This window comes from Caballeronia temeraria (assembly GCF_001544795.2).
GTDB lineage: Bacteria > Pseudomonadota > Gammaproteobacteria > Burkholderiales > Burkholderiaceae > Caballeronia > Caballeronia temeraria.
Genome location: NZ_FCOI02000002.1, coordinates 433,008 through 452,496, shown reverse-complemented (window position 1 = coordinate 452,496; position 19,489 = coordinate 433,008). Strand labels below are relative to the sequence as shown.

General features: G+C 57.5%; 18 protein-coding genes and 1 tRNA gene. 9 read left to right on the top strand and 10 right to left on the bottom strand.

Annotated features, from left to right (window positions below; translation table 11 throughout):
- Nucleotides 1-16 precede the first annotated feature (16 nt).
- Complete coding sequence (locus AWB76_RS04660) at nucleotides 17-649, top strand: LON peptidase substrate-binding domain-containing protein (protein WP_061158930.1); 633 nt, start codon at nucleotides 17-19, stop codon at nucleotides 647-649.
- On the opposite strand, the gene mutY is transcribed toward AWB76_RS04660, so the two are convergent.
- Both mutY and mutM read right to left on the bottom strand, forming a co-directional pair.
- The gene (gene mutY / locus AWB76_RS04655) at nucleotides 646-1,707 is read right to left on the bottom strand and encodes an A/G-specific adenine glycosylase (protein WP_061158929.1); all 1,062 of its coding nucleotides are present in this window, start codon (nucleotides 1,705-1,707) and stop codon (nucleotides 646-648) included. The genes AWB76_RS04660 and mutY overlap by 4 nt on opposite strands.
- Nucleotides 1,708-1,712: 5 nt before the next feature.
- Nucleotides 1,713-2,543, bottom strand: a complete 831-nt coding sequence (gene mutM / locus AWB76_RS04650) for a bifunctional DNA-formamidopyrimidine glycosylase/DNA-(apurinic or apyrimidinic site) lyase (RefSeq protein WP_061158928.1) — start codon at nucleotides 2,541-2,543, stop codon at nucleotides 1,713-1,715.
- Nucleotides 2,544-2,628: 85 nt separating this feature from the next.
- Between mutM and AWB76_RS04645 the strand changes: the two genes are divergently transcribed.
- The 8 genes from AWB76_RS04645 to hisC all read left to right on the top strand — a co-directional run bounded on the left by AWB76_RS04645 (nucleotide 2,629) and on the right by hisC (nucleotide 9,721).
- Nucleotides 2,629-4,488, top strand: a complete 1,860-nt coding sequence (locus AWB76_RS04645; protein ID WP_061158927.1) for a tetratricopeptide repeat protein — start codon at nucleotides 2,629-2,631, stop codon at nucleotides 4,486-4,488.
- A complete protein-coding gene (lolB, locus tag AWB76_RS04640) occupies nucleotides 4,488-5,114 on the top strand; it encodes a lipoprotein insertase outer membrane protein LolB (RefSeq protein WP_061158926.1) in 627 nt (208 codons plus the stop codon). The genes AWB76_RS04645 and lolB overlap by 1 nt, the downstream gene beginning before the upstream one ends.
- Nucleotides 5,115-5,143: 29 nt before the next feature.
- Nucleotides 5,144-6,025 (top strand): 4-(cytidine 5'-diphospho)-2-C-methyl-D-erythritol kinase, encoded by an 882-nt coding sequence (gene ispE, locus AWB76_RS04635; RefSeq protein ID WP_061158925.1) that lies wholly within the window; start codon nucleotides 5,144-5,146, stop codon nucleotides 6,023-6,025.
- Between the two features lie 53 nt (nucleotides 6,026-6,078).
- Nucleotides 6,079-6,155, top strand: a tRNA-Gln gene (locus tag AWB76_RS04630).
- Nucleotides 6,156-6,206: 51 nt separating this feature from the next.
- The gene (locus tag AWB76_RS04625; RefSeq protein ID WP_061158924.1) at nucleotides 6,207-7,160 is read left to right on the top strand and encodes a ribose-phosphate pyrophosphokinase; all 954 of its coding nucleotides are present in this window, start codon (nucleotides 6,207-6,209) and stop codon (nucleotides 7,158-7,160) included.
- Between the two features lie 151 nt (nucleotides 7,161-7,311).
- Complete coding sequence (locus AWB76_RS04620) at nucleotides 7,312-7,932, top strand: 50S ribosomal protein L25/general stress protein Ctc (RefSeq protein WP_061158923.1); 621 nt, start codon at nucleotides 7,312-7,314, stop codon at nucleotides 7,930-7,932.
- Between the two features lie 105 nt (nucleotides 7,933-8,037).
- A complete protein-coding gene (gene pth / locus AWB76_RS04615; protein WP_035497577.1) occupies nucleotides 8,038-8,640 on the top strand; it encodes an aminoacyl-tRNA hydrolase in 603 nt (200 codons plus the stop codon).
- Nucleotides 8,641-8,653: 13 nt separating this feature from the next.
- Entirely contained in the window at nucleotides 8,654-9,721 is a 1,068-nt protein-coding gene (hisC, locus tag AWB76_RS04610; protein ID WP_061159022.1) for a histidinol-phosphate transaminase, read from the top strand.
- Here the strand turns inward: hisC and AWB76_RS04605 are convergent.
- The 8 genes from AWB76_RS04605 to AWB76_RS04575 all read right to left on the bottom strand — a co-directional run bounded on the left by AWB76_RS04605 (nucleotide 9,718) and on the right by AWB76_RS04575 (nucleotide 19,288).
- On the bottom strand, nucleotides 9,718-9,978 hold the full coding sequence (locus tag AWB76_RS04605) for a YfhL family 4Fe-4S dicluster ferredoxin (RefSeq protein WP_061158922.1): 261 nt from the start codon (nucleotides 9,976-9,978) through the stop codon (nucleotides 9,718-9,720). The genes hisC and AWB76_RS04605 overlap by 4 nt on opposite strands.
- Nucleotides 9,979-10,680: 702 nt before the next feature.
- Nucleotides 10,681-10,953: a hypothetical protein gene (locus AWB76_RS04600; protein ID WP_061158921.1), complete on the bottom strand. Its 273-nt coding sequence runs from the start codon at nucleotides 10,951-10,953 to the stop codon at nucleotides 10,681-10,683.
- Nucleotides 10,947-11,309, bottom strand: coding sequence for a hypothetical protein (locus tag AWB76_RS04595; protein ID WP_157696066.1), 363 nt, complete (start codon nucleotides 11,307-11,309; stop codon nucleotides 10,947-10,949). The genes AWB76_RS04600 and AWB76_RS04595 overlap by 7 nt, the downstream gene beginning before the upstream one ends.
- 155 nt (nucleotides 11,310-11,464) lie before the next feature.
- Nucleotides 11,465-12,679 carry a hypothetical protein gene (locus AWB76_RS40710; protein ID WP_157696065.1) on the bottom strand — a complete coding sequence of 405 codons (1,215 nt, stop codon included), beginning with the start codon at nucleotides 12,677-12,679 and terminating at the stop codon, nucleotides 11,465-11,467.
- A 9-nt stretch (nucleotides 12,680-12,688) separates the two neighbouring features.
- On the bottom strand, nucleotides 12,689-13,501 hold the full coding sequence (locus AWB76_RS40705) for a hypothetical protein (protein ID WP_157696064.1): 813 nt from the start codon (nucleotides 13,499-13,501) through the stop codon (nucleotides 12,689-12,691).
- Nucleotides 13,501-14,523, bottom strand: a complete 1,023-nt coding sequence (locus AWB76_RS40700) for a hypothetical protein (protein WP_157696063.1) — start codon at nucleotides 14,521-14,523, stop codon at nucleotides 13,501-13,503. The genes AWB76_RS40705 and AWB76_RS40700 overlap by 1 nt, the downstream gene beginning before the upstream one ends.
- A 41-nt stretch (nucleotides 14,524-14,564) precedes the next feature.
- Nucleotides 14,565-17,591, bottom strand: a complete 3,027-nt coding sequence (locus AWB76_RS38890; protein WP_074171285.1) for a lytic transglycosylase domain-containing protein — start codon at nucleotides 17,589-17,591, stop codon at nucleotides 14,565-14,567.
- The gene (locus tag AWB76_RS04575) at nucleotides 17,588-19,288 is read right to left on the bottom strand and encodes a hypothetical protein (RefSeq protein ID WP_157696062.1); all 1,701 of its coding nucleotides are present in this window, start codon (nucleotides 19,286-19,288) and stop codon (nucleotides 17,588-17,590) included. Before AWB76_RS04575 ends, AWB76_RS38890 begins: the two co-directional genes overlap by 4 nt.
- Nucleotides 19,289-19,489: the final 201 nt, after the last annotated feature.

Below are 19,489 nucleotides of genomic sequence, written 5' to 3'. Positions count from 1 at the left end.
ACCCTGGAGGGACGCGATGTCTGCGAATCCTGTTCTGGCCGACTTGCCGCTGTTTCCGCTCCACACCGTGCTGTTTCCCGGCGGTCTGCTGCCGCTCAAGATTTTCGAGGCACGCTATCTGGACATGGCGCGCGAGTGCTTGCGCGAGAAAACGCCGTTCGGCGTGTGTCTGCTGAAAAGCGGGCACGAGGTTGCGTCGCCGGGCGATCCGTCGGTGCCGGAGAATATCGGCTGCCTTGCCGAGATATCGGAATGCGATGTCGATACCTTCGGCCTCCTGCTCGTGCAGGCGCGCGGCACCGCTCGCTTCAGGCTCACCGATCATCGCGTGGAGCCGAGCAATCTGATCGTCGGCACGGCCGAGTTGCTGGGCGAAGATCAGCCGCTGCAAGGCGCCGAAGCGCTCGCGAAATTCGGCGCGTGCGCGGAAGTGCTGGAGCGCATCATCGACACGATCAGGGAGCGCGAGCCGCAGAACCTGCCCTTCGTCGAACCGTTTCTATTCGACGATCCCACGTGGGTTTCCAACCGCCTCGCCGAAATCCTGCCGATTCCCATGCGCGCCCGCCAGAAGCTCATGGAACTGATGGACGCCGGTGCGCGCATCGACGTCGTGCATCACTACATGCAGCATCATCAACTGCTTTAGATGAGCGTGCCCGTCAGCGCGTCGAGCAGTTTGCGCACGGGCGCGGGCAAGCCATAAGCATCGATCTTCGCGAACGGCGCCCAGACGGTTTCGATGTCCGTGAGTTCGCGCGGCGGATGAATCGCCTGACCGAGACGCGGCTCGATGTCCAGTTTGAAATGCGTGAACGTGTGGGTCAGCGGCGCGAGATGCTCCAGCTTCCAGCCAGAGCCGAGGTTCCGCGCGACTTTCAACAACGCGGCTTCATCCTCCGCTTCGGGCAGACTCCACAGCCCGCCCCAGATGCCCGTCGACGGCCGCTTTTGCAGCAAGACCGAATCGCCATCTTTCAGGACCAGCATCCACGTCTTGCGTGTCGGCACGGCTTTCTTGGGCCGCGCGGCGGGCAGTTCGCGCTGGCGCCCTTCGACCTTCGCCACGCAATCCGATGCGAACGGACAGCGCGCGCAATCCGGCTTGCCGCGCACGCACAGCGTCGCGCCGAGGTCCATCAGGCCTTGCGTGTACGCGGTGACGTCGTCCTTGTTCGCGGCGTCCGGCAAAAGCGATTCCGCGAGCGTCCACATCGCGTTTTCGACTTTCTTCTCGCCCGGAAATCCTTCGACGCCGAACACGCGCGCGAGCACGCGCTTCACGTTGCCGTCGAGGATCGTCGCGCGCGCGCCGAACGCGAACGACGCGATCGCCGCCGCCGTCGACCGGCCGATGCCCGGCAGCATCGCGAGTTCGTCGACAGTCCGCGGAAACGCACCGCCGCGCTCGTGCGCGACGACCTGCGCGCAGCGATGCAGATTGCGCGCGCGCGAGTAGTAGCCGAGCCCGGCCCAGAGCGCCATGACGTCGTCGATGGGCGCATCGGCGAGCGCGGTCACCGTCGGAAAACGTTCGAGGAAGCGCGCGTAGTACGGGATCACGGTCGAGACCTGCGTCTGCTGCAGCATGATCTCGGAGAGCCAGATGCGATACGCATCGCGCGTGTTCTGCCACGGCAGGTCGTGGCGACCGTGAATGCGTTGCCACGCGATGAGGCGCGACGAAAAATCGGTGAGAGCGAGCATCGGAATTAGCGTTGGCAGCGCGGACAGAAGTAAGTCGAGCGCTGTCCCTGGACGATTTGCCGGATCGCCGTGCCGCAAACATGGCACGGCAGGCCCGCGCGATCATAGACGAAATAGTCGAGCTGGAAGTAGCCGGATTCGCCATTGCTGCCGACGAAATCGCGCAGCGTGCTGCCGCCCTTGTCGATGGCGGCGGCGAGCGTCACGCGCACCGCGTCCGCGAGCAGATCGTAGCGCACGAGCGAGATGCGCCCAGCGGCGGTCGTCGGCCGGATGCCCGCGCGAAAAAGGCTCTCCGACGCATATATATTGCCGACGCCCACCACGATGCCGCCCGCGAGCAGCGCCTGCTTCACCGACACCTTGCGCCCGCGCGTCTCGCGAAACAGCAGCGCGCCGGAAAACTCGGGCGAAAACGGCTCGACGCCGAGGCTCGCGAGCAGCGGATGATCGAGCACGTCGCCGTCCGCGCGCGGATGCCAGAGAATCGCACCGAAACGGCGCGGATCGCGAAAGCGCAGGATGAAATCGTCAAACACGATGTCGACGTGATCGTGCTTCGCGGCTTCGGGGGGCTTCGGCACGTGACGCAGCACACGCAGCGTGCCCGTCATGCCGAGATGCACGATCAGCCAGCCTTCGACGGTCTCGAAGAGCAGATACTTGCCGCGCCGCTCGACCTTCTCGATTTTCAGATGATCGAGCGTCTTCGGCAGATGCTTCGGGATCGGCCAGCGCAGCGCGGGCGTGCGCACGTCGACGTGCTCGACGCGCCGTCCGGCGACATAGGGTTCGATTCCGCGGCGGGTGACTTCGACTTCCGGCAGTTCGGGCATTTTTCTGGAGAGCGTCTTGCTGGGACGAGTGTGCCGGTATTTTAGCGACCGCGTTACAATCGACCGAAACATCGTCTGGATTTCCATGAACTCGTTCGTCATGAAGCTGTTTGCGAAGCGTCGGGCCGGCTTGACGCATTCGTTCGCCATGCCAATGTCGCGAATCGCCGGCGCCGTTTCGCTCGCGATGGCCGCGCTCGCGTTCGCGCCCGCGCACGCTCAGGAGCCGAACGCGACGCCGGTTCCGAGCGCCGACGATCAGGCCGACGCGCAAAACGCCGCCGATCTGCTGACCGCGCCGGTCAGCGGCGCCGAGACGCAGGATCTGCCGAATGTGGCGATGTCCAGCCAGATCGTGTTCCAGGTTCTGGCAGCCGAAGTCGCGTTGCAGCGCGGCCAGCCGGCGCCCGCATTCCAGACCTATCTCGCGCTCGCCCGCGACACGCACGATCCGCGTTTCGCGCAGCGTGCGACCGAAATCGCGATCGCGGCGCAAAGCCCGAACGACGCGCTCACGTCGGCGCAACTCTGGCAGCAGTTCGCGCCGCATTCGGATCGCGCGGCGCAACTGAGCGCATCGCTGCTGATCGTGGGCGGCAAGCCCGAAGACGCGAAACCGACGCTCGAGCGCGAGCTCGCGAAGGTCGCGCCCGATCAGCGCGGCGACGCCATTCTGTCTCTGCAGACCTTGCTCGCACGCGGACCGAATCGCGTCGGCGGGCTGAACGTGCTCAAGGATCTGACGCAAAACGATCTGGACCGCCCCGAGACGCAACTCGCGCTCGCGCGCCAGCAACTGATCGCCGACGATCCGCCGGGCGCGAAGGCATCGCTCGAAAAAGCGCTGCGGCTCAAGCCGGACTATTTGCCCGCCGCGCTGACGCTCGCGCGCATGGGTCCGGAGGAGCGCAAGGAAGGCATCGCCTCGTTCGAGAAATACGTCGACAAGAATCCGAAGTCGCATGACGCACGGCTCGCGCTCGCGCAGTTGTATCTGTCGGCCGACCGGCTCGACGACGCGCAGAAGCAGTTCGAAATCATGCGCAAGAACGACCCGAAAGACCTGACGCCGCTGATGGCGCTCGCGCTCATCAACATCCAGAAGAAGCAGTTCGACAAGGCGCAGGACTTTCTGAATCAGTACGCGAAGGCAGCCGAAAACACGCCGGGCGCGGACCCCGGCCAGGCGTACATCTATCTCGCGCAACTGGCGCTCGAGCAGAAAAACGACGACGCCGCGAGCCAGTGGCTCGACAAGATTCCGCGCACGAGCCAGCAGTACCTGCCCGCGCAGATCACGCGCGCGCAATTGCTCGCGAAGCAAGGCAAGGTCGACGACGCCCGCGCGTTGCTCGGCAGCCTGCAAAGCTCCGATCCGCGCGATCTGGCGCTGCTCGCGCGCACCGATTCGGCGATTCTGTTCGAGGCGCATCGCTACAAGGAAGCGGAAGCGAATCTCGCGAAGGCGGTGGCCGCATTCCCCGACGACCCCGATCTCATCTACGACTACGCGATGGCCGCCGAGAAAAACGGCCACTACGACGTCATGGAGACCCAGCTTCGCACGCTGATGCGCACGCAGCCGAGCAATCCGCAGGCGTACAACGCGCTCGGTTATTCGCTCGTCGACCGCAATCAGCGGCTCGACGAAGCGGTGAAACTGATCGAAAAGGCGGTCTCGCTCGCGCCGAACGACGCGTTCATCATGGACAGCCTCGGCTGGGCGCGCTTCCGTCAGGGGAACGCCGCCGAAGCGGAGAAGATTCTCAAGAACGCCTATAACCTTCAGCCGAATGCCGAAATCGGCGCGCATCTGGGCGAAGTCCAATGGAAGTCCGGGCAGCAGGATCAGGCGCGCGCCACGTGGCGGCAAGCGCAAAAGCTCGAACCCGACAACGACACGCTCGTCAAAACGCTGAAACGACTCCAGGTAAACGACCTTTGATGGCATTCGATTTTTTCGCCGGCGCATCGTTTCGACGCGGCGCGCTCGGCTTTGCGGCGGCCGCCGCGCTGGTGATGTCCGGTTGCGCGGTCCAGCCGCGCGTTCCCACGACGACAGACGCCTCCACGTCGCTCGCGACGCAGACGAGCCGCATGTACCACGGGCGCTTCGCCGTGCAGTACAACGACCAGAACGGCACGCAGCGCAACGCCTACGGCAATTTCGACTGGCAGGAGACGGGCGACACAGTCACGCTGCAATTGCGCAACCCGCTCGGCCAGACGATGGCGATCGTGACGTCGTCGCCGTCGCTCGCCACGCTCGAGTTGCCCAACCGGCAGCCGGTGAGCGCCGACAACGTCTCCCAGTTGATGCAGAACACGCTCGGTTTCGCCTTGCCGGTGGAAGGCTTGCGCTACTGGCTGCAACCGTCGGCGGCGCCGAGTTCGCGCGCGCAGACCACGCTCGATCCCGAAGCGAACAACGGCCGTCCGAAGGAAATCAGACAGGACGGATGGACGATCGACTATCTGGCCTATGCCGACGCACCCGCAACCGGCGTGAAGCGCGTGAATCTTTCGCGCAACGAACCGCCGCTCGACATCAAGCTCGTGCTCGATCAATAACCTTGCCGCATTGTTTCAAAGCATCACGCATGTCCTCATCGACCGATTCGCTCCGTGACTGCCTCGCGCCCGCGAAGCTGAACCTTTTCCTGCACATCACGGGCCGCCGTCCGGATGGCTATCACTCGCTGCAAACGGTCTTTCAGTTGCTCGACTGGGGCGACCGTCTGCACTTCAGGCGACGCGACGACGGCGTCATCACGCGCAAGACGGACGTGCCGGGCGTGCCCGAAGATCACGATCTCGTCGTGCGGGCCGCGCGCCTGCTTCAGCAGCACACGGGCACGAAGTTCGGCGCGGAGATCGAGATCGACAAGCGTCTGCCGATGGGCGCGGGCCTCGGCGGAGGCAGTTCCGACGCGGCGACAACTCTTTTAGCGTTAAATCGTCTCTGGGGTGTTGATCTTTCGCGTGAGATTCTGCAGAATCTCGGCCTGCAACTCGGCGCGGACGTGCCAGTTTTTGTCTTCGGGCAAAATGCTTTCGCAGAAGGTGTGGGTGAGGAACTCAAGGCGGTCGAACTGCCGAAGCGTTTCTTCCTCGTAGTAACACCTGATGTTCACGTCCCCACCGCGGCGATTTTCTCCGAAAAAAGCTTGACACGGGATTCGAAAGTCGTCACAATGATGGACTTTCTTGCACAGCAAAGGTCAGACACAAACTGGCCAGACAGCTTCGGTCGAAACGACATGCAGGCTGTAGTTGCAGGAAAGTACGCGGAAGTTGCAAAGGTGCTCGAGTGGTTTTCCAATCTCGCACCGGCGCGAATGACTGGATCTGGAGCGAGCGTGTTTGCCGCTTTTGCCAGCCGAGCCGAAGCAGAAATGGCGCAAGCCAAACTGCCGGCAAGCTGGAAGAGCGTGGTGACAGCAAGTCTGGATTCTCACCCTCTCTTCGCTTTCGCGTCATAGGTTTTGTTTTGTCGGGTATGTCCTACACTTCCCGGCAAGACTCAGAGTTGTGTAGGGGAGTCGCCAAGTTGGTCAAGGCACCGGATTTTGATTCCGGCATGCGAGGGTTCGAGTCCTTCCTCCCCTGCCATTCCTTTTCTCGCGTTTTTCCTCTCGTTTTCCAGCCGCAGACAGGTGCACGATGAGCAGTGACGGCCTGATGGTTTTTACTGGCAACGCCAATCCCGCGCTTGCACAGGAAGTCGTCAAAATCCTTGGAATCCCTCTCGGCAAAGCAATGGTCAGCCGCTTCTCAGACGGCGAGATCATGGTCGAGATTCAGGAAAACGTTCGGGGCAAAGACGTATTCGTTCTGCAGTCCACCTGCGCCCCCACGAACGACAACCTGATGGAACTGATGATCATGGTCGATGCGCTCAAGCGCGCATCCGCAGGCCGGATCACCGCAGCCATCCCCTACTTCGGCTATGCGCGCCAGGACCGCCGTCCGCGTTCCGCGCGAGTGGCCATCTCGGCGAAGGTCGTCGCGAACATGCTGGAAATTGCCGGCGTCGATCGCGTGATCACCATGGACCTTCACGCCGACCAGATTCAAGGTTTCTTCGACATCCCCGTCGACAACATCTACGCGACGCCCGTTCTGCTCGGCGATCTGCGCAAGCAGAACCATGACCATCTGCTGGTCGTGTCGCCGGACGTCGGCGGCGTGGTGCGCGCGCGCGCGCTCGCCAAGCAGTTGAACACGGACCTCGCGATCATCGACAAGCGCCGTCCGAAGGCGAATGTCGCCGAGGTGATGAACGTCATCGGTGAAGTGGAAGGCCGCACCTGCGTGATCATGGACGACATGGTCGATACCGCCGGCACGCTGTGCAAGGCCGCGCAAGTGTTGAAGGACCGTGGCGCGAAACAGGTTTTCGCCTACGCGACGCACCCGGTTCTCTCCGGTGGCGCAGCGGCGCGTATCACGGCATCGGAACTGGACGAACTCGTCGTCACCGACACGATTCCCCTTTCGGCTGAATCGCTCGCGTGCCCGAAGATCCGCCCGCTGTCGAGCGCGGGTCTGCTCGCGGAGACGTTCTCCCGAATCCGGCGCGGCGACTCGGTGATGTCGCTCTTCGCCGAAGGTTAAACAGAATTGAGCAAGGAACGCGAAGCACACGCTTCGCGTTTTTGCATGATCGGCGCGAACGGACGAAGGTTCGCGTCGCTTGTTGTGGGATCACACCTTTTCGATGATCCCGGTTTCCCTGCCTGGTCGCGGGCAGATATAGGAGTGAAACATGAAAGTCGTCGCTTTCGAGCGTAGCAAGCAAGGTACGGGTGCGAGCCGCCGCCTGCGTAACTCGGGCAAGACCCCGGGTATCGTGTACGGTGGTGAAACGGACGTTCAACTGGTCGAACTCGACCACAACGCCCTGTGGCACGCCCTGAAGAAAGAAGTTTTCCACTCGTCGATTCTCGATCTGGAAGTGGCCGGCAAGTCGCAACAGGTTCTGCTGCGCGACGTGCAATACCACCCGTTCAAGCAGCTCGTGCTGCACGTGGACTTCCAGCGCGTCGACGCGAAGAAGAAGCTGCACACCAAGGTGCCGCTGCACTTCATGAACCAGGAAACCAACCCGGCCGTGAAGCTGTCGGGCGCGGTGATCTCGCACGTCGTGACGGAACTGGAAGTGGAATGCCTGCCGGCAGACCTGCCTGAGTTCCTGGAAATCGATCTGGCGAAGATCGAAGCCGGCCAGACGATGCACGCGAAGGACATCCCGCTGCCGAAGGGCGTGAGCCTGACGATCTCCGTCGAGACGGAAAATCCGGTGGTGGCTTCGGCGACCATTCCGGCTGCCGTCGTGTCGGAAGAGGCTGGTGAACCCGCTGAAGGCGAAAAGCCGGCAGCCGAGTAAGCACGCGGAACACCGCTATCCTCTCGATCCGTTCGCAAGGACGGTCGACGTGACCCGCCGGCGCGCAAGCCCCGGCGGGTTTTTTTTCGTTCTACAAGATTCGACATGATCAAATTGATCGTCGGCCTGGGCAATCCGGGCGCCGAATACACCGCGACGCGGCACAACGCGGGCTTCTGGTTCGTCGACCAGTTCGCACGCGATGCAGGCGCGACGCTGCGCGACGAGCGCCGCTTTCACGGTTTCTACGGCAAGGGACGTCTGCACGGCCACGAAGTGCATCTGCTCGAACCGCAGACGTTCATGAATCGTTCGGGGCAATCGGTTGTCGCGCTTGCGCAGTTCTTCAAAATTCTCCCCGATGAAATTCTGGTCGCGCATGACGAACTCGATCTGCCGCCCGGCACCGTCAAGATGAAGCTCGGCGGCGGCAGCGGCGGGCACAACGGGCTGAAGGACATTTCCGCGCATCTGTCGTCGCAGCAGTACTGGCGGCTGCGTATCGGCATCGGGCATCCGCGCGATCTGATTCCCGAAGGCGCGCGGGCGGGCGCGAAACCCGACGTCGCCAACTTCGTCCTCAAGCCGCCGCGCCGCGAGGAACAGGACGTGATCGATCAGTCGATCGAGCGCGCGCTCGCCGTGATGCCGTTCGTCGTCGCCGGCGAAACCGAGCGTGCGATGATGAACCTGCACCGCAATTCTTGATTTGGAGCCGACCGTGAGCCGTTTCTGGAGCGATATCGTCCATCGTCTGACACCGTATGTGCCGGGCGAGCAACCCGCGCTGGCGCATCCCGTCAAGCTCAACACCAACGAGAACCCGTATCCGCCGTCGCCGCGCGTTCTCGAGGCGATCCGCCGCGAACTCGGCGAGGACGGCGCGTCGCTGCGCAAGTATCCCGATCCGACCGCGCGCGCGTTGCGCGAGGCCGTCGCGAAGCATCACGGGCTGCGCATCGAGCAAGTGTTCGCCGGCAATGGCTCCGATGAAGTGCTCGCGCACGCGTTTCAGGCACTGCTCAAGCACGACCGGCCGATCCGCTTTCCCGATATCACGTACAGCTTCTATCCGGTCTACGCGCAGCTTTACGGCGTCGAATACGAAACGATGCCGCTGAACGCCGATTTCGCGATCGATGTCGACGATTACCGCGCGCCGTGCGGCGGCGTGCTGCTTCCGAATCCGAATGCGCCGACGGGCCGCGCCCTGCCGCTTTCGGAAATCGAAGTGCTGCTGAAGGCGAATCCGGATGCGCCCGTCATCGTCGATGAAGCGTATGTGGATTTCGGCGCGGAATCGGCCGTGAATCTGATCGATGCGTATCCGAACCTGCTCGTCGTGCAGACGACGTCGAAAGCGCGTTCGCTCGCGGGCATGCGCGTCGGCTTTGCGTTCGGCGATCCGGCGCTGATCGAAGCGCTCACGCGCGTGAAGGACAGTTTCAACTCGTATCCGCTCGATCGCCTCGCTCAAGTCGCGGCGCTCGCGTCGTACGAGGATCAGGCGTGGTTCGAGGAAACCTGCGCGAAGGTTATCGCGAGCCGTGACAAGCTCACGTCGCAGCTACAGACTTTGGGATTCGATGTCGTGCCGTCCGCCGCGAATTTCGTCTTCGCGAAACATCCGTCGCACGATGCCGCGACGCTCGCCGCCGCGCTCAAGGCGAAAGAGATTTTCGTGCGCCACTTCAAGCTGCCGCGCATCGATCAGCATCTGCGCATTTCCATCGGCACGCCTGCCGAATGCGATGCGCTCGTCGCGGCGCTGACGGAAATCGTCGCTTAGGAACGGCCCTTGGCGGCCATCAGCGCGTGGTACTTGGCCATGAGCTGTTCCGGCGATTCGACGTGCGCCGGATCGCGCGGAATGCATTCCACAGGGCAGACTTGCTGGCACTGCGGCTCGTCGAAATGGCCGACGCATTCCGTGCATTTGTTCGGGTCGATCACGTAGATTTCCGGACCCATCGAAATGGCGTCGTTCGGGCACTCGGGCTCGCAGACGTCGCAGTTGATGCACTCTGAAGTGATATGCAGTGACACTCTGGCCTACTTTTACCTTAATTTTCAAGAACTTAGCCGACCCTAGCTGAAGGTCGAAGCTACGATTTCCAGACGATTCCTCGCCTCATTTGCACTGCTGTTGCACCACTTGCACAGCGTCCCGCCTGTGCAAAAGCGCTGTGTACCTTGCGCTTTCCGCGTGCTACATGCAGCCCAAGCCATCTGATAGCATGAATATGGCAAGGCATCAAGTGTAGCCTGAATTTTGACATTCTGCACGGCGCTAGGCATTATCGACCCATAACAAAAATAATAAAGGGTCGATAATGACAATTACAAAGAAAGACCGGATCGCATATAACAGCCAGAAAGGTCACGCGAAAAGACGCAACGTTGAATTCAAGCTTACTTTCGAGCAATGGTGGGACTGGTGGCAATCCACCGGTCATTATCACGAGCGCGGACGCGAGAAATACAACTACGTCATGGCACGCTATGGCGATAAGGGAGCTTACGAACTGGGAAATATCTACTGCTGTACGGTGCAAGAGAATGCGCGGACTAGCAATAAGCTTAATCCGCGCACAATCTCACAGAAGACACGTCAGGCAGCATTGACAGCGAACACTGGCCGAACACATAGCGAAACCTCGCGCGACAAAATGAGCGCATCTCAATCCAAATGGAAAAGGAAGCCTGCACAGTTTGTGAAGATGGTAGCTACGCGAGCAGCAAACCGAACTAATCCTTCGGGTCGAAGCGCAGTTTAAACAGAACGACGTTACTGTCTTTCGTGAGCTTCACGAAAATACGGTAGTCAGCGGGAGTTACGTCTGTATTGCCGTAAATCTCAACGCTACCGGCTTCATCAGTCTTATCGACACAGTCTTTCCACCATTGCCGCAGTTCGCGCAAGAGCGCATACGTGTTCGTCCGTGCGCCTTGACCGGAGAAGAACGCCGTGTATTCGTGCCCGTTCCCGCTTCTGACGCGGGTAAGTCGTTCGCTCAACATTGCTTCTCCCCGATAGTTTCATAGCCGTCTGGCGCAAATTTGAATCTGAAGTCGATATTGTCCGCGTCGCCCTTTACGTCGAGAAGAATGTGGTAGACGTGGATATAGTCGCTAGGTTGATACTGCTGCCGCTTGAAGTCGAAGGTGTACAGCTTCGATTCTTCTCTAGTGAACATCGGCAAGCGTCGCTTCTTTGGGTATCGTTCCGAGAACCAATCGAACACTTCTTGAGCGTATAGCCGGAATGCGGTGATCTTCGCAATGTCGTCCGGTCGTAAAACCGATTTACACTCCCACATACTCACGCCATTCTTGCGTTCTGCGGGAAGACACCGCCATCTAAGTTCGTTGCTCATTTCTGCGTTTCTCCTTCGTCGTTAAGAGAGACGCATCATGCCAATACGTATGGCCGACCACAATGAATAAAACCACCTTTTCGAAAATCGAAAAAGGTGGTTCTAGATCAACGAGTTATCGCGTTGTTTTTATACAGCTGAAAATTTTACAATCTTCAATACATGCCGGGCAGCAGAAAGCCGGGATTCATTGAACCGCCATTACCGGGCATGAACCCGCTGGATAGTCCGGCCATTGGTGACTTCTGCTCATTTGCAAGCATATTACTAAGCAGTGTCTGGTAGCTGCTTGTCGAAGTAGGCAGTGCTGCTCCCATTGTGGGCATAGGCATAAATGACGCAGCAGGTGTGCCCACTGACGCCATTGGAGCAGGAACGTAACCAGCAGCAGTACCGCCAGCGCGTCTTGCCGCTGGCGCTCTTGCCACTGGGGTTTGTTGCTGACCCCCTTGCCCTGCTGAACTTGCGGCTGACGCTTTCGCACCATAATTTGCGACGGTCATAGCCTTACCGAGCAATGGACTATTCGCCCACCCGCCCATCGTGCTAGTTGCGCCTGTACCGTAACCAATACCTGCACCACCATCCACAGCACCGGACAAACCACCACCCAAAGCGCCTGAAGCGTCCGTACCCATTGGAGCGAGACCGCCCAATGTGGAATTGAATGCGCCCAGCGAACTACCCATGTCACCGGCCATTGCGCTGTTGAGTCCTGTAGAGCCAAGACCGACCGTGCCTGTCAAACCGGAGTCGCCGTATAGCGCTGCGCCATTCATAGCACCTTGAAAGCCAGTACCGACTGTGCCTGCACCTTGGCCCAATGCACCACCAATTGCATTACCAACACCAGTGAAGCCAGGGGCTGCCATTGACGCGCCTGCTGCACCTGCTCCCATACTAGCGAGACCAGCGCCTAATCCGCCTGTTGCGCCAACTGTTGAACCCGCTGTTGCTGCTGCCAGTCCACCAACGCCCAATTCCGTTCCTGCTGTACCTGCGAGCAAACCAGAACCAAGCCCTGCTGCTGTACCAACGTCAGCAGCACCAGCGCCAATAGCTGCGGCAGTACCTGCTTCTGCTGTAAGTGCGCCGGTCGCGCCAGCGGTTGCTCCTGCTGTTGCTCCAAGTCCGCCCATTGCACCAAGAGCTGCACCGCCAGTGAAGTATGCAGCAGCGGCAATTGCCGCTGCTTCCGCTGGGTGAGATTCGATGGTGTCCATCGTGTTGTCGATGAAGCCGATTCTGCGAAGCGGATTGATCTTTTTATCAATCCCGCCCAGAGTCTTTGTTACCGGCGATAGCAACTCGTCAGCGCCGTGAAAGACGCTACCGATTGCGTTACCGGCCGAATTAACTGCTGAACCCATATCGTCTCCTTAGTTCGCGATCTTCATTACGAAGCAAACGCCGATATATGGCGGGATGACTGTAAACGCAGCGCCTGAGCCGGTGTTATTCAACCAGATGCCTGTACCGGAACCGTAAATGCCGATACCTGTACCTGCACCATAGATGCCAATGCCTGTGCCACTTCCGTAAGTGCTTTGCGCACCGCGTGAACCATATCCATTAGGACCTGATGCAGCGGTAACACCACCGTTATCGCTACCTGCTTGACCAACACCGCCGTTTGGCATGCCGTGAGCATGGCCGGGATCGGAAACACCGTGAGCGTGCTGTGGGTCATAAACACCGTGAGCATGGCCGGGGTCATTCACATAATGTGAGTGAGCGGGCATGTTCGCTACTGACAGCGCGTAAGTGGTTGTGCCACCTGCTGAACCTGTCGCATAGCTACCGCCTGCTGCGATAGGCATACGGTCAAGGAAGTTTGGTGTACCGTTAGCACCATTACATAGCGCCCAGTTTGTACCCCATGCAGCTTGTACAGCCGCATTAGTAGCTGTACCCCACCACATCTTGATCGTGCCGATTGGCTCGTATGTCTTAAGCTGGTTCAGGTTGACCGCATCATTAGCTGCCGTACCTGCTGCAACGTTATTGATTTGGTAGTTATTCATTGACAGCGCTTTCGTCATGTTAAGCGCTGTGCCATCGCGAAGCTGTGCAATGAATCCAAAGCCTGCTTGCAGATACAAAGCCAAGTTATTGCCGATTGGCTCGTTACCGGGCGGGCTATTACTTGCAAGCGTTTGGCTTAGTGCCGTAATTGATTGTGGAACTGACATTACAGGTATCCTCCTTGTGCCAATGAACCAAGCAGGCCTACGCCAGACTGTGTTAAACCTGAAGTAACCGCAAACGGGCTTGCTGATTGTGTTGAATTTGTTACGCCTTGCGCACCGTTACCCAATGCTGCACTCAACCCTGACTCTTCAACACCCAAGTTTTCATACGGTGCCATAGCAGCCTGATACCATTGTTGGTACTGGGCGTTAAGCGCGTTCTGATCGTTTGTTTGCAGAGCCGTACCGCCTGTGTATGCAGCGTTAAGCTGTGACAGCGTATTCGCATCCAATGTTGGAGCCAATGACGCAGCAGTAAGCGCACGACCTTGAGCAGTGTTGTAGTTGCTACTGTTCAAGCTATCCGCTTGCAGGTTTGCGGACTGGTTCGCCAAGCTCGCTTGGGTTGCCAATGCTGCGTTGCTGCTAGCTGCTGACACTGCTTGGTTATACGCATTGCCATACATGTTGGCTGAGTTATTAGCCAACGCGTTTGCAAGTGTTGTGTTCGCGTTGTTCGCTGCATTCTGGTAAGCACTACCACCGAAAGCACCGCTGTTCGTAAACTGCGAATTGATATTCATCGCGTTCTGATTGAACGCTTGAGTAGTCTGCTGGTTAGCAGCGTTCACCATTTGCTGTGTGTACGGATTGACCGCAGTCGCATATGGGTTTTGTGCTGCTGTTGCTTGCGTTGCTTGAACGGTGCCGTAGTTGTTGCCACCGTTATTAGCAGTGTTGGCAACTGAGCCGCTAACTTGACCACCCACACCACCGCTATTCGCGAGATTGGTCATCCCCTGAATAGCGTTGGTTTGAGTATCATTCGCTTGCGCGTATGTTTGACCAGTATATTGTGGTACGCCAGAGTTAGCTAGGTCGGTACTCTTTGTGAGAATGTCCTGAGCAGTTGGCTGTGCATAGCCGGGCAACTCCTGTGTGGTAGTTGAACTACCACCGCTGCTTGGGCTTGAGCCACAAGGCACATGGCCTAAGGCTTTTCTTTTTAATAGGAAAATCGACATCTTGTTCCCTTGTTGTTATTGTTCTTTGGGATTGCAGCGAATTACTTGCGCTTATCCTCGTCCGTGTGTGTAAGCTGACTTGCGATAATTGCGCCAAGCAAACCAGTTGTTGCCTTGGTAGACTTCATCTTACTTATCAGGTTATCGTTGATTACCTTCTTATCTGCGCCCGCCTTTTCCATTGCTGTTAGTGCATGAGACAGACGCTTTGGATCAAGCAACAGTTGTTCGATAGCTTGGCGGTTTGCTGCTGTCTTCTGAGCGAGTATTTCTTGTGTCTCACCGCCAAGGCTCTTACCGATTACTGGCGCAAGCTTTGATACGGCCTTGTCGGATACGTAACCAGCTAAGATGCCGGGTAGCCCGCCGAAGTGAATACCTGCAAGACCCGCAGCAGCATCAATACCTACACGGGCCATACGTTGACCTTCCTCGGTCATCAAATAGTTACCAATGCCCTTGCCACGTTCAGCATTTACGAGCTTGTCGAAGCCTTCGCGCTTTGCAAAGTTTGACGCAGTATTGCTGCCGGTTACTTGCTCTGTACGTGTTGCATAACGGCGCAAGTTTTCGCGCACGTCGCTCATACGCGTCATGTGGTCCGCCGAGAAGTCGTTGCTGTTAGCGTGAATGTTTTTCAGGTCATTCCACGCAACATTGCCGTCTGGTCGGGTATCAAACTTCTTAACTAGGTTGTTGAAGTTCTCTTGATGTGCGATCTTTTGCGTGCCTGCTTCGTTGTCTGCGTAGAACATCTTGTAGGACAAAGAGTTGTCTTCCAAGTGTTGACGCATCTGTGCCGCTGCTTCTGGGTCTTTCTCTGCTGCTTGACGCAAGTAGTTGTAGGAATCGCCACGCAAACCTTCAGCGCTTTTGCGGCTCAATGACACAACAGCGTCATCACGAAGCTTCTCAAGTTGTGCTAACTTTCCGTGCGAAATTGACTTGGCTGCATCCATTGGATTGTTATTGGCTTTGCCCGCTTGTATTGCCTTAACCAACGCGTCGAGCTTGCCGACGTTCAACTTACCTAGCGCGTTAACCATGTTTGGGTCCGTCAAAAAGTGGCTTTCTGCGATTTGCTCGGAGCGACGTGCGAACTCCTTGTTGACGTCTGCAAAGCCCTTGACTTTGTTCTCAAGCAGGTTGTTAATCTGCTTGCGTACATCTAGGAATGCGCCTTGTTGCCACTTGTCCGCTGATGCTGCATCCATTGGATTGTTCATACGCTGGATGTAGCTGTCCAAATGCATCTTCGCAATGTTCAAGTCTTGCGGAGCAATAGCGCCGTTGTTGATAACAGGAGTCTTATCACCAGCGTTCAGCTTGTATGTCTCGACTTCCTTCAACGCCCTTTGCATAACAGGACGGTCAAGCAAATCTGCTAGTTGACCTTGAACTGGCAGTGGCTTCGCTGCACCGAGCACGTTTTCGTACATCGGTGAAGTAACGAGGTTGCGTTCACGTTCAAGCGCAGCCGTCTTTTCCGCATTACCTGAAAGGCCATGCCATCCTGCGACTAGATCGTCGTTAGGCGCATCAAACGCACGCTGGATTGCGGATTCACCATCGTTCAGTGCCATTGTGTTAGCACGGCCCAAGTTCTTCTGCATTGCGGGTGTATCGAACACTGACTCGCTTTGCGCTGCTGTTACCGGCCCTACTTCTGCATTCCCTTGCGCAGCTAGTCTTTCTTGTCCGTGCTCGAAAGCGTCTCTCATCGCTTGCAACTGTGCGTCAGTCGTAGCTTGACCTTGTAGGTGCGTTGTATTGGCTTCTGCGTTTGCCTGCGCTCTTGCTGCCAGTCCAGCGTTGTTCTCGCTCTTGTCCAATCCTTGCTGCGCGGCTTGAACAGTTGGGTTGTTTGTAGCTTCCGCTGCTGTACGCTTATAGCCGGGAACGTTGCTGTCTGCGTTTGCTGCCAGATCGTTTGCAACGTCGGAAGCGTTGGCACCGTTCGCGTTAATGTCGTCAGCGACTTTTGAAGCCATGCCTTGTTCAGCAGGTGAGAATGCTGCGCCCGTTGCTTTGCCTGCGTCTGCTGCCGTTGCATCAACACCAGCAAGCTTGCTACCTGTACGTGCGTATGCCTTTACTAGAGGCTTCAGAACAGTACCGGCAACGTGCCCGGCGACTCCACCAGCAGTACCCCAACCAGCACCCTCGAAAGGATGATCAGGGTCGCTTAAAAATCCTTGCGCGGCAGTTTGAACAACTGTGCTACCCAGTCCGCCACCTGTCATTGGTGTGAGCGCTACGGAACCCGTTAAGTCCGATGCAATGCGACCAGTGGAATCAACCCAGTTGTGGTCTGCCTTGTTGTAAGCGGCTTCAGCAGTAGCTTTTGTGGAAGCCAGGTCTTTCAACCCTTGTGCAGAATTCTGCGCGGCAGTTCCAGTACGTGGGCCATCGCCAAAGTCTGGTTCTGGCACCATGTCAATCAGCTTGCTGATAAAGGGGTGTGCCTCTGCTGCCTTGTGAATCCAGCCAACGATAGGTTGCACTTTGCTCTCAATGGCATCACGTGCGCCCATCAGGATTGGGTTAGTGGTTGTTCCGACTGTGCCGGGTGCTTTGTCAGAAGTTGCAGTGTCGTCCGTAGCTGTGTCGTTACCAAGTCCAGTCAATGATTGGAACTTGTTGACGTACTTAAGCTGTTCGTCTGGAATCTTGGACAGATCACCGCCGTTCTTGACCCACTTATCAACGTTGCCAGGACCCCAGCTATATGCGAGCGCTGCTGTTTGGTCATCACCGTACTTCTTCTGAAGCGCTGAGTAGTAGTCGCGACCGACACGAGCATCGTCCTCGCGGCTGCCGTCTGATGGCTTGACACCATAGCCGGGATCGCGACGAGTACCAGATAACACCTGCATTGAGCCAGCGGCTGATGATGCTGGGTTTGAAACCGCAGCCTTGTCCGATGCACCACTGCTCTCTATCTGCTGAATGGCTTGGACTGGCGACAAGACAGCAGGTGCTGTCCCATCGCTTGAGTCGTTTGCCTGACTATACAGCGATTGCAGTTGTGCGTCGCTGAGTTGGCTAATATCTGGTGTCATGCTCATTTAATTAAACCTCGACGCTTCATTTCTGCTTGCAAGTCAGACTTATTGAATACTGGTGCATTGGCTTGCTTCTTTGCTTCTGGTAGACCAAGCGCGTTACCCTTCTGTGTACCCATGATGTAGTTCTCACGAGTAGAACCACCGGGAATCACAGTACCGTCGTTCAGCTTCATGTCTTTGCTTACGGAGTTTCCAACAACCTGGCTATCCCAAGCAGCAGTGCGGGAGTTGCGCTCGTATGAGTCCTTGGATTGGTTGTAGATCATGTTCGCAATCTGCAACTTCTGATCAAGTGGCAATGAACGAACGTCTAATGAACCTTCCATAACTGCTTGCTGAACTGGTCTATCTAGCTTGCCTACACCACTACCTAAAACGGTTGTAAGCGTCTTTGCTTTGTTGAGGTCGTTGATCTGCGCGTCGATGATGGCAAGCGGATCAGTCTGCATACTGTACTTGGACTGCAAATAGGACTTAGCCTTACCAAGCAGGCCGTCCTTCATAAGCTTCTGGTATGCTGGGTCGTTATATGCTTGAATCGCTTGCCCTGACATATCCATAGTGGTCTTTGCATCAGCAGCTTTATCGCTAGCGTCGCGTGCTGACTTCTGCTGGTCTAACGGAACGCCACCGTTCGCAACAACAGAAGCATTGCCACTAGCATCAGGAGCTTGTGTGTTGACAAGCGTATTTCCAGCAGACAGTGAAGTAGGAGCAACAGCTTTCGGATATGCTTGGCCAATGAGTTGACCTGTCTTTGTGCGGTCCTGAACCATTTGGATGCCGGTCTTTGGGTCCATGTATTCTTGCGGAGTCCCCAACTCAGGTGCCCATCCTTGCATCGCAGATGTAATCTCGTCTGGCTTCATACCTGTTGATGCCAATGCTGCGCCGACGCGTGGGTCCTTTGGACTGACCTTGCCAGCTTGAATCTGGCCGAACACGTTCATACGCAGGCCAGTTTGATCGTTGGCGATCTTCTTGCCGCGTGTTTCTTCGTCCTTTGCGTCAATCTCAGACTTGTCTTTTGCTGCTTGACGTTGGTATTGCGCTTGCGCCATGTTATTCGCAATCTGCTGTTGCAAACGGGCTTGGTAGTACTTCTGTCCTTCTTGCATACCTTGACCAAGCGCTGATGCACCGCTTGTGCCGTAATTGGCGTGTGCCAATGTGCCTGCTCCCGCTGCCATCATGGACTGGAACAAGTTTGGATCGGACATTGCTCGGTTGAAGTCTTTCTTCAGAAAGTTGATAAGCTTTGTGCCAAAGCCGTCGGAGCTTGAACCATCAGCGGAAGCACTACCAGCGTCACTAGAAGACGCGCCATTGCTTTGGTTTGCGTCGCTAGTAGCTGTGCTAGTGCTGTCGTCCGAAGCGCTTGGTGCGTCTGCCGTGTCGGTCTGTGACGCTGCTTCTTCTGCCTTCTGTGAGTCGGTTGCGTAGCTTGGATTGGCATCGCTGCCTTGATCGTCGCTTGAACCCTTCTTGATTGCGTTCAGCAGAGTTGGCTGTGCGTCGTCCGCGGGTGCAGCTTCTGCTTCTGTTGGTGTGTCGCCAGCATCAACACCCATAAGCGCATTAACGCCAGATGTTTGTTGTGCTGCTGCTTCTTGCTGTACTTGCAGCGCTTCGTTCTCGTCGTCCGTCAACGTTGTTGGCTGACCTGAAGCTTTGAGTAATGATAGTAAAGATGCCATTGCTATCCTTGTTGTTCTTGTTATTTATTGCAGATGAGGATTAGAACGGCCCCACTACGCTGTAGCACGCTTGAAACGTTGGTGGAGTCGAAGTACCTGCGTTGCCACCCACAGTACAAACCCAACCCTGCAAGACATACGTGTGCCCGTTTGCAGTGGTCACAGTAGGCGTCTTTGCTGGAATGAAATCGCCCACGTCCC

Excerpts from the sequence above, each read along its gene's own strand:
- AWB76_RS04660 (WP_061158930.1), top strand. The coding sequence starts at position 17 with ATGTCTGCGAATCCTGTTCTGGCCGACTTGCCGCTGTTTCCGCTCCAC.
- mutY (WP_061158929.1), bottom strand. The coding sequence starts at position 1,707 with ATGCTCGCTCTCACCGATTTTTCGTCGCGCCTCATCGCGTGGCAACGC.
- mutM (WP_061158928.1), bottom strand. The coding sequence starts at position 2,543 with ATGCCCGAACTGCCGGAAGTCGAAGTCACCCGCCGCGGAATCGAACCC.
- AWB76_RS04645 (WP_061158927.1), top strand. The coding sequence starts at position 2,629 with ATGAACTCGTTCGTCATGAAGCTGTTTGCGAAGCGTCGGGCCGGCTTG.
- lolB (WP_061158926.1), top strand. The coding sequence starts at position 4,488 with ATGGCATTCGATTTTTTCGCCGGCGCATCGTTTCGACGCGGCGCGCTC.
- ispE (WP_061158925.1), top strand. The coding sequence starts at position 5,144 with ATGTCCTCATCGACCGATTCGCTCCGTGACTGCCTCGCGCCCGCGAAG.
- AWB76_RS04625 (WP_061158924.1), top strand. The coding sequence starts at position 6,207 with ATGAGCAGTGACGGCCTGATGGTTTTTACTGGCAACGCCAATCCCGCG.
- AWB76_RS04620 (WP_061158923.1), top strand. The coding sequence starts at position 7,312 with ATGAAAGTCGTCGCTTTCGAGCGTAGCAAGCAAGGTACGGGTGCGAGC.
- pth (WP_035497577.1), top strand. The coding sequence starts at position 8,038 with ATGATCAAATTGATCGTCGGCCTGGGCAATCCGGGCGCCGAATACACC.
- AWB76_RS04600 (WP_061158921.1), bottom strand. The coding sequence starts at position 10,953 with ATGTTGAGCGAACGACTTACCCGCGTCAGAAGCGGGAACGGGCACGAA.
- AWB76_RS04595 (WP_157696066.1), bottom strand. The coding sequence starts at position 11,309 with ATGAGCAACGAACTTAGATGGCGGTGTCTTCCCGCAGAACGCAAGAAT.
- AWB76_RS40710 (WP_157696065.1), bottom strand. The coding sequence starts at position 12,679 with ATGGGTTCAGCAGTTAATTCGGCCGGTAACGCAATCGGTAGCGTCTTT.
- AWB76_RS40705 (WP_157696064.1), bottom strand. The coding sequence starts at position 13,501 with ATGTCAGTTCCACAATCAATTACGGCACTAAGCCAAACGCTTGCAAGT.
- AWB76_RS40700 (WP_157696063.1), bottom strand. The coding sequence starts at position 14,523 with ATGTCGATTTTCCTATTAAAAAGAAAAGCCTTAGGCCATGTGCCTTGT.
- AWB76_RS38890 (WP_074171285.1), bottom strand. The coding sequence starts at position 17,591 with ATGAGCATGACACCAGATATTAGCCAACTCAGCGACGCACAACTGCAA.
- AWB76_RS04575 (WP_157696062.1), bottom strand. The coding sequence starts at position 19,288 with ATGGCATCTTTACTATCATTACTCAAAGCTTCAGGTCAGCCAACAACG.